The sequence below is a fragment of the Rothia sp. HMSC061D12 genome, from assembly GCF_001836735.1.
Taxonomy (GTDB): domain Bacteria; phylum Actinomycetota; class Actinomycetes; order Actinomycetales; family Micrococcaceae; genus Rothia.
Genome location: NZ_KV830305.1, coordinates 1,274,767 through 1,288,390, shown reverse-complemented (window position 1 = coordinate 1,288,390; position 13,624 = coordinate 1,274,767). Strand labels below are relative to the sequence as shown.

Here is a 13,624-nt window from a genome sequence, read left to right as displayed (position 1 = left end):
AAAACCCGCTCTACATGGCTGAACTTGCCGTCATGGCCGATCTCATTGCGGCGGGTCGACTGCAGCTGGGCGTGGACTTCAACCTGAAGATGCTGGAGGCAATCGTGAAGGAAATTAAGCCCGCGCTGGCCACCAGGTAAAGGTCCTGAGGTGAAGGTCCTGGGGTAATGACCCCGTGCCAAGCTGTTTCCAGCGCTCTGTAACGCGCTGAGGTGCTTGTTTCCTTACAGCTTGAGCCACACATACAGCGATGCCCCGGCAGGCACCCGCAAGGGTTCTCGCCGGGGCATTACTATGCTTACGTTCTTAGAAATCCTTCTGTCTAGAAATCCCTCTGTCTAAAAGTCTTTCGTCTTTTCCCAAGGCTCAATAGCGCCCGGAACCACCTCAAAGAGCGGATGCGCACACGCCGCCAGCTCGCCGCGTGCCGCCAGGCGCTCGCTCAACCGGTGCTCCCACTCGGGGTCGCGCCCCGCCACCTTGTGCCGCAGAAAGGCGAGCTCGTACTCCAACTGACCCAAAGGAACGGGAATCAGGGCGACCGAAGCATAAGGGTTTTCTGCCTTGTCAGCGCAGTTTTTATCGGTGTCGTTTTTGCCTGCGCTATTTTCGTTTGTACTATCTTTGCCTGCATCATGTTCGCCCGCGCCAATCAGTGCACGGTTGAACGAGTAGCCGCGGGCATCCGCCTCATCCACCAGCCCGGACAGGTAGGCGGCAACCGCCTCCAGCGGCTGCGGATGCGCGCGAAAACGAATCAGCTGCGGATGGTTCGTGTACCCGCGAGTCAGACCCCGCAGAACCTTCTGCGCCAGCAGGGTTTCACGCCAGCAGGCGACCAGGGCGCGGCGATCGAGCAGACAGGGGTGAAGGGACCAAATGCGCACGCCTAGCCCTGCGCTTCGGCAGTGCTCTCGTCAGCCGACGTTGCGCCCGCGTGCTCGTCGCTAAAGTGCAGGAAGCTCTTGAGTACCAGCTCGCGCACCGCGTGCAGCAGGGTGTCGCGCGGATGCTGCTCCTGCGTACCGCGCACCGCGGCGGCAGCCTCGTCGTATTCGGGCCAGGACAGCAGCATGGCAAGAGCCGCCACGATCTGACCCACGGCAAGCTCACCATCGCTCGCCGACGCAAAGCCAGCCGTCTCGGTGGAGAGCAGCTGGGTGCGGCACAGACCCGAACCGGCACGCAGCAAAATGACGCTGGGATGCTCGGCGCCGGGGCGGCCGTGGCGTTCCTCGGTGACGTCCTCGGCAACCTCCAGGTGTGCGGTTAGGAGCGCCTCATCGTCCATGGTGGCGAGGCGGTCGTAGCGGCGCACGGACTCGGTGAGGGCGCGGGCGATGGGCTGCTGAATCGGGTAGGTGATCTCCTCGAAACGCTGCAGGGGCTCGGTTACACCTGCCGCGGTCGCCTCGGTCGGGCGGCGCAGCCAAATCATGCCGAAACCAATAGAATGAACGTTCCGGGAAGCGAAGTCGTTCAGGTACGCCACGTAGGTCTGTTCGTAGTGGCTGCGGTCGCGGTTCTCGCTCGCATCCTTCAACCAGGTCTCCGCGTAGGAGGCGGGGGTCAGCGCCTCACGCTGAATAAACCACGCCTCCGCGCCGCCGTCGGCAACCCAGGCACGCGGACGCTCATCCCACGGGCGCGGTGCGTCCGGATCTGCCGAATCGCGAATAATTTCCCAGTTGCCCAGCATCTGCGCGCGGCCACCGGGCACCAGCACCGACGGCAGCGAACGCACCATCGTGCTCACAATTTCGTCACCGGGCAGGCCGCCATCGCGGTAGGTGAACTGCTCCTCGGCGCTCTCACCGGCAACGCGCGGGGTAATCACGAACGGCGGGTTCGACACCACCAGGTCGAAAAGCTCACCGGCGACCGGTTCCAGCAGGGAACCCATGCGCAGGCTCACGCGCGCCTGCGGGTTCTGCGGATCAATATTGAGTGCCTGCGCGTTCAGCAGCAGGTTAAAACGGGTGAACGCCAGGGCACGCTCCGAAATGTCGGTGGCGGTCACGTGCTCAGCGTGGGCGAGCAGGTGGAAGGTCTGAATACCGCAGCCGGTGCCTACATCCAGGGCACGCTTGACGGGGGTGCGTTCGGTAATCTGCGCCAGAGTCAGGGAGGCGTGACCAATGCCGAGCACGTGATCCTTACGGAGCACGCCGGGGCGCTGATGCGCACCCAGATCGGCGGCAACAAAGATTTCGGTGCCGTCATCGGCGGCGTGCGGACGCAGGTCAACGCTCGCGGACCAGCGGGTAGGATCCGCAGCGTCGCGCTCAATCAGCGCGGCGTCCGCGAAATCCTGCAGGGTATCGCCGAAAACCTCGGCTGCCTCAGCCTCGGTGAGTGGGCGAGCCAGCAGGAAAAACGCCAGCAGACGCGCCAGGTTCTTCTCACCTGCACTGTAATCACCGCGCAGAATATGCTCCACACGCCACAGGCCCGGAACTACTTGGTCGCGAGCCATCGCCTCAGCCGCCTCAACACCGAGCAGCTCCTGCACAGCGTCATAGCTGTAGTTCAACGCCAGCAGGCGTTCACGGATGCGGGTCAGGCGGGCGTAATCATCGCTGCGGGGAGCATCCGCAACGGCGGCGTACTCGGGAGCGAAAGAGGCGGCAGAAATAGTCATGCACACCATTCTACGCACCCGCCGCATCTGCCCGGGCGCGCCCACAGCGTATAGGCGGCAGCGCAATGACACAGCCCCGACCCACCCACTGACCAAAACCGTCATCTGCGCAAGAGCACCCACCCCATCGCATACACTGAAACCATGAGTAACCTGTACCCCGATGAAAGTATCAGCGTCGACAAGTGCTGGGAGCGTCTGCACGCGAACACTCTCGGCCGCCTCATCCTCACTGACGGACAGCACGTCGATGTGCTGCCCGTGCTCTACGCCGTCGCCAGCCAAGACGACAAGCAGGAAATCTACATCCGCACCACCCGCGGCAACAAGTTCTCCTCCGTGGTGGTCAGCCGCCGCGTCGCCTTCGAAATCGACGAAACCCTCGAAGACGGCATCCGCTCCGTCATCGTGGTCGGTATCGCCCACTGGCTGCCGCCGGAAATGACCCCGCAGATCGTGCGCACCTTCGACCTGCCCGACTCCGAAACCCACGAAATGCAGTGGGTGCGCATCGCGCCGCAGACCGTGTACGGCCGCGAATACCCGTTGCTGCCCGCATACCTGGACGGCACCCACCCCGACTCTGACACCCTCACCAGCTAGAAACGCAGGTGAGCGGGTGCGGTGCGCCCCAGCACCCGTCCCCATGTACCCCGTGCACACACCACCGCTCCGGTACCGTATGATGTACCGAGTACCCTGCGCACTCGTGCAAGCTCAACACGCCCGGTCCTCATCAACCAGAACCGTGCCAGCTCGCCCGGTGCCGGGCCACCGCGCGCTCGCCGCATGAAACGCACCGAGCGCACCACATCAACCCAACATAAACTACACCCCCACCGATCACCTCACCCCGCGTACACCACGCCCCGCCGGCGCCCACAAGCGCCAGCGTAGGTTATGGTTGAATACGTAGCTTTTCAACACACAGATAGAGGAGTGCCGTGCCCGCTCAGGCAAAGACCGGAAAAGCCCTGCTGATTGTGGAGTCTCCCTCCAAGGTCAAAACCATTAGCAGCTACCTCGGCGAGGACTACCTTGTCGACTCGTCCATGGGCCATATCCGCGACCTTCCGCAGCCCTCCGAACTGCCCGAAAACCTCAAAAAGAGCCCCGTCGGCAAGTTCGCTGTCAACGTTGAAGAGAACTTCGAACCCTACTACGTGGTCAACCCCGACAAAAAGAAAAAGGTCGCCGAACTCAAGCGCAAGCTCAAAGAAGTAGACGCGCTCTACCTGGCAACCGATGGTGACCGCGAAGGTGAAGCCATCGCATGGCACCTGAAGGAAGTCCTCAAGCCCAAGGTACCCGTCTACCGCATGACCTTCCCCGAAATCACCCGGGAAGCCATTCAGCGTGCCTTCGGCGAACTGCGCGACATCGACCTGCACCTGGTCGACGCACAGGAAACCCGCCGCATCCTCGACCGCATCTACGGTTACGAAATTTCCCCCGTACTCTGGCGCAAGGTCGGCCGCGGCCTCTCCGCAGGTCGCGTGCAGTCCGTCGCAACCCGCCTCGTGGTTGAGCGCGAACGCGAACGCATGGCATTCGTCGCCGCCAACTACTGGGACCTGACCGGACGCTTCCTGACCGCAGCCTCCGAAGGCTTCGACGCCAAGCTGGTCGCCGTAGACGGCAACCGCATCGCCACCGGCAAGGACTTCGCCGACAACGGCACCCTCAACACCTCCAAGGTCACCCACCTGAACGAGGAAGCCGCCCGCGCGCTCGCCGCAGCCCTGCAGTCCGCCGCGTTCTCCGTACGCTCCGTTGAGACCAAGCCGTACAAGCGCCGCCCCGCAGCGCCGTTCACCACCTCCACCCTGCAGCAGGAAGCCGCACGTAAGCTGCGTTTCTCCTCCCGCGTGACCATGCAGGTGGCGCAGCGCCTCTACGAAAACGGTTACATCACCTACATGCGTACCGACTCGGTGGCGCTGAGCGAGCAGGCCGTCAAGGCCGCTCGCCGCCAGGCCTCCGAGCTGTACGGCGCCGAGTTCGTGCCCTCCGCACCGCGCGTGTACACCTCCAAGAGCAAGAACGCGCAGGAAGCCCACGAAGCAATCCGCCCCGCCGGTGACACCTTCCGCACCCCGGACGCTGTACGCGGCTCCCTGTCCAACGACGAGTTCCGCCTCTACGAGCTGATTTGGAAGCGTACCGTCGCCTCCCAGATGGCTGACGCGACCGGTTCCACCGCCTCCGTGCGCCTGGGCGCCGTGGCATCTAACGGCCAGGACGCCGAGTTCGCAGCATCCGGTACCGTCATCACCTTCCGCGGCTTCCTCGCCGCCTACGAGGAGGGCGTTGACGCATCCCGCGTGGCTGAGCGTGAGGCGAAGGACGCTGAGAAGCGCCTGCCGAACCTGACCACCGGCGAGGCTCTGACCGCAGAGGCGATTGAACCCGCCGGCCACGAGACCCTGCCGCCTCCGCGCTACACCGAGGCGTCCCTCGTGAAGACCTTGGACGAGCTGGGCATTGGCCGCCCGTCCACCTACGCGGCGGTTATTTCGACCATCATGGACCGCGGATATGTGAACGTTCGTTCTGGTTCGCTGATCCCGTCCTGGATCGCGTTCTCCGTGGTGCGCCTGCTCGAATCCAGCTTCGGCCCCTACGTGAACTACGAGTTCACCGCGCAGATGGAAGAAGACCTCGACCGCATCGCACGCGGCGAAGAATCCCGCGTCGAATGGCTGGGCGAGTTCTACTTCGGCGGCGGCTCCAAGCGCGGCCTGAAGCCCATCGTCGACAACCTCGGCGAGATTGACGCCCGCAGCATCAATTCCATCCCGATTGCGGACGGTATTGTGCTGCGCGTGGGCAAGTTCGGCCCCTACCTGGAAGCCGAAGGTACCCTCGACACCGAGACCGGCGAACTGACCGAACCGATTCGCGCGAACGTACCCGCCGACCTGGCACCGGACGAACTGACCGAAGCGAAGGCACGTGAACTGCTCGAACAGGGCAAGTCCGACGGCCGCGTGCTCGGTGTGGACCCGGTCTCCGGCAACCAGATTGTGGCACGCGACGGCCGCTACGGCCCCTACGTCACCGAAGTCATCGAAGAGATGACCGAGGAGCAGATCCAGGCGTACCTGGACGCGCAGCCGACCGAATACTACAAGAACGGCAAGCCCAAGCCGAAGAAGAAGCCGAAGCCCGCTAAGCCGCGCACCGCGTCCCTGTTCAAGTCCATGGACCTGGCGACCGTGACCCTGGAGCAGGCACTGCAGCTGATGAGCCTGCCGCGCGTGCTCGGTACCGACGCTGAGGGCGTGGAGATCACCGTGCAGAACGGCCGCTTTGGCCCGTACCTGAAGAAGGGCACGGACTCCCGCTCGATTGGTAGCGAGGACGAGATCTTCACGATTACGCTGGAGCAGGCGCTGGAGATTTACTCCCAGCCGAAGCAGCGCGGTCGTGCGGCGGCTAAGCCCCCGCTGGCTGAGCTGGGCGTGGACCCGGTCAGTGAGAAGAAGATCGTGGTGAAGGACGGCCGCTTTGGCCCGTACATCACCGACGGTATTACGAACATTACGGTTCCGCGTGCTGAGTCGGTCGAGTCGCTGACCCACGAGCGTGCGGTGCAGCTGCTCGCTGACAAGCGCGCGAAGGGCCCGGTCAAGCGTAAGACCGCCGCGAAGAAGACCACCACGGCTAAGAAGACTACTGCTAAGAAGACGACCGCAAAGTCTACTACCGCGAAGAAGACGACCACTCGTAAGACTGCGGCGAAGAAGACTGCTGAGTAGCTCTTCTACCTGAAGGCGCAGGATGCGTCCCGAAACCCCCGCGTGGGGGAGGGGCGCCTCCTGCGCCTTTCGCATGCCCGAGGAAGGTTTTTATACCCGTGCTGTGCTGATGTTGGGCATCCGCCCGGATTGTTTGCGGAGTGAGCCGCGCCTCTGACAGACTGGAAGAGGCGCCGCACCTGCGGTACCGCACACAGACAATATCCCGCCGCGGGGCGGGGGAGGGGAGCGCATCGTGCGCCTGGGAGTTATGGATGTCGGGTCGAATACGGTCCACCTGCTACTGATTGACGGCAGCCCTGGAGCACGCCCCGAACCGTACGCGTCGCACAAGATTCCGCTGCAGCTCGTGCAGTACCTCGACGCTGAGGGCAATATTTCGCAGAAGGGTGCGGACGCGCTGACCCGCTTCGTGACTAGCGCCCGTGATTTCGCGATCGAGAATGAGGCGGAGGACCTGCTGGCGTTCTCCACGAGCGCTATCCGTGAGGCGGGTAATGGTGCGGCGGTGCTGCATCAGGTGCGTGAGCAGACCGGTGTGAGCCTGAACGGTATTTCGGGTGATCAGGAGGCGGCGATTACGTACTTTGCGGTGCGCCGCTGGCAGGGCTGGGGTGCGGGCCGCATCCTTGATTTTGATATTGGTGGCGGCTCGTTTGAGTTTTCGACGGGTACGAATGCGTTGCCGGATGCGGCGATGAGCGTGCCGTTGGGCGCGGGCCGTTTGACGCGTGAGTTTTTTGATGAGCAGCCGCCAAAGCCGAAGCAGGTGAAGCGTCTGCGTAAGTATGTGCGTGAGCAGATCGCCCCGGTGGCGGAGAATTTGCTGCGTTATGGTGCGCCGGATATGACGGTGGGTACGTCGAAGACGTTCCGTTCGTTGGCGCGTATTTGTGGTGCGGCGCCGTATTCGGCGGGCCCGCATGTGAAGCGTGAGATGCATCTGCAGGATTTGCGTTTGTGGACTCGTCGCATGGAGGCGATGACGGTGTCTGAGCGTGCTGATTTGCCGGGTGTTTCGAAGGCGCGTGCGGAGCAGATGCTGGCGGGTGCTATCGCTGCGGAGGCGGCGATGGAGGCGTTTGGGGTTGAGACGATGCGTGTGTGCCCGTGGGCGCTGCGTGAGGGCCTGATCCTGAAGCGTATTGAGCACCTGGCGGAGGGTACGGGTACTCCGGTCAACCCGAAGACCCTCCTGGGTGAGTAGAACATGATGATGAACCCCGCAGGCTGGTGTGTAATGGGCACCGGCTTGCGGGGTTCAAGTTGTACTTTATTGTTTCGTGATAATCTGAACGCAGACAGTTACACAACGATGTAAAACGCGGCTGTCTAGGAAGTTTATCCACCAACAAAGTTGTCGGAAAGGAAGTGCAGATGGGCGCTGAAGAGGAATCTAGGAAGATTCAGAAAATTATTGATAATATAAATCGTGAATGGGGCGAAGAGCATGAAGAAAAGCGGAAAAAGATATTAGCAGATAACATTCTTGTGAATCCTCTTTTGTTGATTTTGATTGTGTCAATTATCTATCTGTCGCCTTTTTTTGTTTTTATGACGCCAGCTTTGTTTTCGCCGAGTGAGGCTCGGAAAGTACCCTGGGAAATTGTGTCATCCGTATTTAATGCCCCTTACTATTTTTTTGACCTACGCGTTAGTGTCATTGTGTCCATTGCTAGTATCCTTTTAAGTTTGTATGTAAGTGTTGGAAAATATGCTGACGAATCTAGGGAGATATTTGTAGCGGCACGCCGAGCTGCGTATAGAAAATTTGCAAAGTTTGTTGGTTATATTATTTTCTCGGTGTTTGTTGTTAATTTTTGGCATGGTTTACTTGCGGGATATTTTCAAGGTGGGCTATCTGTGTCAATTCCGTTTAGGGCACTAGTAGAATCTCCTGACTGGGGTAGAAATATTGTCCCTGAAAATATGGATTTATCTCGGTATGGCGAGATGCCTCTATGGATACTTATATTTTTTGCTTGGTTTACTATATCATCAGCGTTGATGTTGACGTATAACGAGGAAGATATTTTGGTTCGAAATGTTTCAAAGATTCGTAAGTATAATCGAATTTCAAATTTAGGGGATGAAAGTATCTTATTTTCATACTATTTGGCCAAGAAATCTTTTGAATCTCCTGAAAGTGACCCCTTTAAGAAGGGGCTAAAAAACGTTTTTATTGGGAATTCTCAGAGGAGTTCGTCGCTTCTCTCCTCGCGTTACATTTACTCGGGATTTAAATTCAACCTGAAGATGAGTGATATTTTATGGAATATTTCTATCATTAAACTTGTCTATACTCTACTCTTTCTGGTTGTCTTGACTGATTTTGTTGGCTTAATTTTTTGGGGTGAAGGTTATCCGATTGGAATAAGTTGGATTCCAATTGCCTTTGTCTTAGTTGGTGAGGTGGCGCTTCTTTTTTCGAATATTAATTACTTGTATAAAGAGATATACACTTCTAGGAAGAAAAGTATGTCACTGCGTGAGAAGGCGCATGAATATTTTAGCTACAATGGAGAAAATATTTTTATTGGGTTGATTATGCGAATCCTAATGGCAATCCCGGTAACTTTATTTTCTGTGTATCTAATATGTCAGGTGTTTACCTCAGGCGGTGATTGGTCTTCTAAAAAGACTGAAGCTCTTGTGATTGGATCGCTTGATTTACTGTCTGCGGTTTTGGTCTATTATGTTGTTTGTAAAATCAAGCGTATCCTTAGGTCGCTCATTGAAGATGGAAGTAGAAAATGTGTAAAGAAGGAATTTGCTGAGTTTATTAATGGCTCTAAGGGGGAATTTCTAAAGGAGCCAAATTACTTACTTATTCCGTATTTTTATTACATGATGTTGGATATTGAAAAAGTGTACTCTAATTACAAATCTAAAATGGGTAATAGAGAGTAGTGTTTGCCGATATATTCTTAAATCCTATTTATAAAATTCTGGTTAGTCTATATAAATGTAGAGAACTCATGCAAGATGATGATTCTTTGGTATAAAGCAACTACCTGGGATTGGGTTATTTGATAGATGTGTGTTTCCCTAGATTTTCACTCTAGGGAAACACACATCTATCAATTCGAGATTATATCCGTTGATATCTCTCAAACTATGCTCTACTTCTTAGAGTCGAACACCCGCGTCCACGCCCAGAGGGTCAGCACCGCCGTACCCCCCCCGCAGAATTTGTGCCATGGTTTAGTGTCTTCTGCCATGGTTTTTAACTACGACCAAAGACGCTAACCTATGGCACAACTTTCAGCGCAGCACGGTAAAACAAGAACGGCCCCGGATGCACGCGCATCCGGGGCTGACCCCTCGTTTCTTAGGGGGATTTTATCGCCATTTTGATACAATTTCAGAGGGTGTAATTAGTGCACAGAAGGGTTGGAGTATATTAATATATGGCAGAATTTTTCACAATAAAACGTAGTGGCGCAACAAGAGAAATAATTTTACGAGAGACTATTGGAGGCATCGATGGCTTTTCTAGGCTATAACAAAGACGAAAAGTTAGAATTTAATTACAAGAGGGCCTGCGGGCTGTGGCTAATTGTGGTGGCGGCAGTTATAGTAATAGCCACCATGGCCGGAGGAAAACAAATAATAAACATGCAGGTATTCAGTATCGGCTACGTCGTCAGCTTTTTCTCAATCAACATGAATAAAAAGGTGCTGAATAGACTAGCCGATGGCCCTTCGAGCGAATTTCAAAAGAAAGTATCTTCACGTGCCGTTATTCTATTGTTTGTCTTAATGGTTTTGCTGGGCGGCCCATTCTTCGCAACTGAAAATTGGAGATTGATTTGGCTAGGGGCACTGATGGCAACCGCACTGCATTTCTTCCCTTATTATTTTGTGCATGGAAAGTCAATGATATACCTGGGTCTTATCTGCGCCATTAATGTTTTCGTAGGATATGTTTGTGCTGACGTTCCACTAGAGGTAATTGCATATATTGATGCGGCAATTAAGCTCATGTTCGGAATTTATCTACTATTTCTTTCAAAGCCATCAAAGCAAATATAAGGCGCAGCTTGTCGATATGCTAAAAGCGGCCCCAAACACTTCCGTATCCGGGGCCGCCTGCTAGGAAAGGAACAATCACCGATGATGAACCAACTACTGTTAGCGCAGGTGCTAGCTGAGGGATTCAGTTGGGATTATCTCTGGCATTGGACTCATGACCAGGATCTCGGCAAGGTGCTGATTTCTGCAATTGCACCGATTGCAACGGCAATCATTGCTGCTTTAAGTCTTATACTGAGTGCCCGCAGGGAGACTAAGCAGATGGAACTCTCTAAACAAGGGATGCCACCTGAGTTAACTCGTTATAAGGCCTGGCTCGAAGTATCAGAGAGTTATAAAGAGCTTGTCAAGTTTGGAAATGTAGATGCGCTTTCTGTAGCTTCTGAAGAATATAGGGAGATTGAAGCATCTCGAAAAGCTGCTCTTGAACGAGCTGTGTGGGAGCGAAAAGTTCTTAGCGTCTGTTCGGATACAAATGCCCAGAAAAAGATACTTAATCTTCCTGAGCGGTTTATTGTTGGCGAGTATCTGAGTCTCCCCGGATATTTCCCTAAATTTCAATCAGCGCGCGGTGTGGTAGTGGAGCTCATTCTACAGGGAATATTTTTCCTTCAGCTCTTGTCTAGTGTTTTTGTGCCCGTATATCGCGATGTGAATTCTAGTTATGTATCTGGAAGTTTTAATCTATTGACCATTATTAAAGTTATATTGGCTTTGTTTTTAATTGGTTTATTGGTCTATATCCCCAGCTCGCTTCGAAATTATGTTTGCTCTGAGAATCTTGCTGAGTATTCGTATCTTAAGGTTCTCCAGGGTTATCTGTCCAAGAAGGAGCTTAAAAACCTTTTAACGATGGTAAATACCTATGGTAGAAATGCTGGAAGAGTGAGAGTTTCAATATGGGATAGAGATTATAGTGAATATGTATGCCTCCCTGATTATTGGAATATTAAATATGTCTCATTATTGATAAAGTCGCTGATAGCTGCTTCTCCGTATTGGGTGTTGTGTTTATTTTCTAAATTTATTCATGGAGAATGGGGTTATTACGGGAAATATAAGCCAGAGATATTTGGGGTTGATGCGAAGGATGATTTGAAACAGGGGGCTATATAAGAATTTTTAAAACTGTTTTTAGTATCGAAGAGAAAATAAGGTTATCAAGATAGTTTCCTTATCGGGGGGCTGCGGGAGTGTCTTTAAATCGTGCAAAATTTGTGCCGTAGGTTAGCGTCTTCTGCCATGGTTTTTAACTACGACCAAAGACTCTAACCTATGGCACAAATCCGTAACCCATGACCGAATCCCCCTCCGTGTCAGGTAGATGAGAGCCGGTTATGGGTTATGACTTAGTCCTTTCGTCGATAGGTTAGTGTCTTCACTGCGGGTTAAAGACCCACGGCGAAGGCACTAACCTATCGAAAACCTCGGTCTAAAAAACAGAGCGGCCCCGGATGCACACACGCATCCGGGGCCGCCCCTATTTCTGAAAGCTACTTCTTAGTGCCGAACGCCCTCATCCACGCCCAGCGGGTCAGCACCGCCGTGCCCACCGCAACCGCCATCGGCAGCCACGCACTCGCACCCTGACCCGTAAAACCAATCAACAGAGTCAGCGCAGACAGCGGCGCATTCATCGACACGCCCAAAAACGCCGCCGTACCCGTCAACGCCGCCGCATACAACACCATCGACGCACCACCCGGCACCCCGCCCAAACCCGGGAACGCCCACAGTACCAGCGCCGCAACGCTAAACGCGGCCGCCGCACCCAACGCCAAGCCCGGCGTCAACGTACCGCCATACGAACCGAAACGCAGACTCAACACCACCACGGCAGCCTTTGCAACAGCCAACGCCAACACATACACTGCCGCCGCCGCAGTCAAGTCGTCCGCCGCCGCATCCAACGACACATTAAACGTGTGCTGAGTCAGCAAACGACCATTACCCAGAATCTCCGGAAGCCACAGCGAAACCACCGCGACCAGCGCAAACGCCACCGGAATACGCCACAGAAGAGAACGGTCCTTCGCCTTCAACTTCTCCGCACGCTGCGACAACGCCCTAAAACCCAACGCCAACGGAGTCAACACCATACCCGTCAGCGCAGCCACCGTCAGCATCGTCGCATCCAACGGAAGCTGCGGCACCGGGTACGTCGGCTCATTGACAATCACCAGATTCGCCGTGACCGTCGCCGTCCACACCGTCACCGCACCCACATACAGCGACCGCAGGCTCAGACCAACAGCCATCGCCTCCACAAGATACACCACGCCACCAATCGGCACCTGATACACCGCCGCCAAACCAGACGCCGCACCCGCCGCCACCAGCAGACTACGCTCACGAACACCCAACAGCGGGGCACCATCAGCGCCCACAAAACCAAGACGCTCCAGCAGATTCGAGGTACGGCCAGCCGCCAAAGCACCCAGCTCACGAGGCGCGACTTCCTTACCCACAGGAGAGCCCGCACCCACCGCAACAATCTGAATCACCGAATGGGCGATCTGCCGCCACAGCGACGGGGTACGGTCCTCCTCGGTAGCACCGGCAATCTGCGACTTCACGTCGACCACACGCCGCCCACCGGACTGCAGGTAGTACCAGACCAGCGCCACAAACGGGCCCAGCGCCGCCAAAACCAGGGCACGACGCGCAGGATCGGCGCCGTCAGTCACCATCGGGTGATGCCCCTCAGACTGACCGAAAGTTAGCTCCTGCATAAAGTCCAGAACATAATGCAGAGCAATCGCACCCAAGCCGCTGAACACACCCGTGACCAGCGCGGCAAGGGTCAGCCCCAGCAGGAGGCGAAACGAAAAAGAACGGAAACCCGCAGGATTCTGCGGGCTATTCGGGGAAGAACCAGTATGAGAAGACATAGAAAAAGAGATTTGCGTGTTGCGTGCTGTGTGGTTTGAAGGCTTCATGCCCGGCACAAACTGCCGCGGGTGAAGCTGTTTTCATTCTACGCCCGCAGAATTACGCCCTCCCCGGCATGCCAGAACGTGAGAATCGGAGCCCCGCGCATTGGGTCGCGGAGCCTGAGGTGAAGCCGCCGCCCAGAAAACGCGGAAGAAACACGAGCCAGGTCACATGCCCGTAGCCGCACCCGCTATGCTGGAAGGGTACGCCTCTACGCGCCCGCCGCGCACCGAACAGTAGCCCCCGGAACACA

General features: G+C 56.0%; 9 protein-coding genes. 6 read left to right on the top strand and 3 right to left on the bottom strand.

Translation table 11 applies throughout. The annotated features are described in order from the left end of the window. Positions 1–338: 338 nt before the first annotated feature. Together HMPREF2682_RS05045 and HMPREF2682_RS05040 are read right to left on the bottom strand one after the other, a co-directional pair. Positions 339–887 carry a pyrimidine dimer DNA glycosylase/endonuclease V gene (locus tag HMPREF2682_RS05045; protein WP_070819346.1) on the bottom strand — a complete coding sequence of 183 codons (549 nt, stop codon included), beginning with the start codon at positions 885–887 and terminating at the stop codon, positions 339–341. Between the two features lie 2 nt (positions 888–889). Beyond that, the gene (locus HMPREF2682_RS05040) at positions 890–2,641 is read right to left on the bottom strand and encodes a DUF7059 domain-containing protein (RefSeq protein WP_246827253.1); all 1,752 of its coding nucleotides are present in this window, start codon (positions 2,639–2,641) and stop codon (positions 890–892) included. Positions 2,642–2,785: 144 nt separating this feature from the next. Here HMPREF2682_RS05040 and HMPREF2682_RS05035 point away from each other — a divergent pair, with 144 nt between their 5' ends. The 6 genes from HMPREF2682_RS05035 (at position 2,786) to HMPREF2682_RS05010 (ending at position 11,553) form a co-directional block, all read left to right on the top strand. Next, positions 2,786–3,244: a pyridoxamine 5'-phosphate oxidase family protein gene (locus HMPREF2682_RS05035; RefSeq protein WP_044145909.1), complete on the top strand. Its 459-nt coding sequence runs from the start codon at positions 2,786–2,788 to the stop codon at positions 3,242–3,244. Positions 3,245–3,585: 341 nt separating this feature from the next. Then, the gene (topA, locus tag HMPREF2682_RS05030) at positions 3,586–6,402 is read left to right on the top strand and encodes a type I DNA topoisomerase (RefSeq protein ID WP_070831938.1); all 2,817 of its coding nucleotides are present in this window, start codon (positions 3,586–3,588) and stop codon (positions 6,400–6,402) included. A gap of 235 nt (positions 6,403–6,637) precedes the next feature. Next, positions 6,638–7,609: a Ppx/GppA family phosphatase gene (locus HMPREF2682_RS05025; protein ID WP_070831935.1), complete on the top strand. Its 972-nt coding sequence runs from the start codon at positions 6,638–6,640 to the stop codon at positions 7,607–7,609. 170 nt (positions 7,610–7,779) lie between these two features. Next, positions 7,780–9,312 (top strand): hypothetical protein, encoded by a 1,533-nt coding sequence (locus HMPREF2682_RS05020; protein WP_070831932.1) that lies wholly within the window; start codon positions 7,780–7,782, stop codon positions 9,310–9,312. 576 nt (positions 9,313–9,888) lie between these two features. Further along, positions 9,889–10,437 carry a DUF6609 family protein gene (locus HMPREF2682_RS05015; protein ID WP_070831929.1) on the top strand — a complete coding sequence of 183 codons (549 nt, stop codon included), beginning with the start codon at positions 9,889–9,891 and terminating at the stop codon, positions 10,435–10,437. Between the two features lie 81 nt (positions 10,438–10,518). Next, positions 10,519–11,553 (top strand): hypothetical protein, encoded by a 1,035-nt coding sequence (locus HMPREF2682_RS05010; protein ID WP_070831926.1) that lies wholly within the window; start codon positions 10,519–10,521, stop codon positions 11,551–11,553. Positions 11,554–11,930: 377 nt separating this feature from the next. Here HMPREF2682_RS05010 and HMPREF2682_RS05005 read toward each other — a convergent pair whose 3' ends face one another. After that, on the bottom strand, positions 11,931–13,328 hold the full coding sequence (locus HMPREF2682_RS05005; RefSeq protein WP_070831923.1) for a chloride channel protein: 1,398 nt from the start codon (positions 13,326–13,328) through the stop codon (positions 11,931–11,933). Positions 13,329–13,624 lie beyond the last annotated feature (296 nt).

What these genes read in the sequence shown, in the direction of transcription:
- HMPREF2682_RS05015 (WP_070831929.1), top strand. Translation starts at nt 9,889, where the DNA reads ATGGCTTTTCTAGGCTATAACAAAGACGAAAAGTTAGAATTTAATTAC.
- HMPREF2682_RS05035 (WP_044145909.1), top strand. Translation starts at nt 2,786, where the DNA reads ATGAGTAACCTGTACCCCGATGAAAGTATCAGCGTCGACAAGTGCTGG.
- HMPREF2682_RS05040 (WP_246827253.1), bottom strand. Translation starts at nt 2,641, where the DNA reads ATGACTATTTCTGCCGCCTCTTTCGCTCCCGAGTACGCCGCCGTTGCG.
- HMPREF2682_RS05005 (WP_070831923.1), bottom strand. Translation starts at nt 13,328, where the DNA reads ATGTCTTCTCATACTGGTTCTTCCCCGAATAGCCCGCAGAATCCTGCG.
- HMPREF2682_RS05010 (WP_070831926.1), top strand. Translation starts at nt 10,519, where the DNA reads ATGATGAACCAACTACTGTTAGCGCAGGTGCTAGCTGAGGGATTCAGT.
- HMPREF2682_RS05020 (WP_070831932.1), top strand. Translation starts at nt 7,780, where the DNA reads ATGGGCGCTGAAGAGGAATCTAGGAAGATTCAGAAAATTATTGATAAT.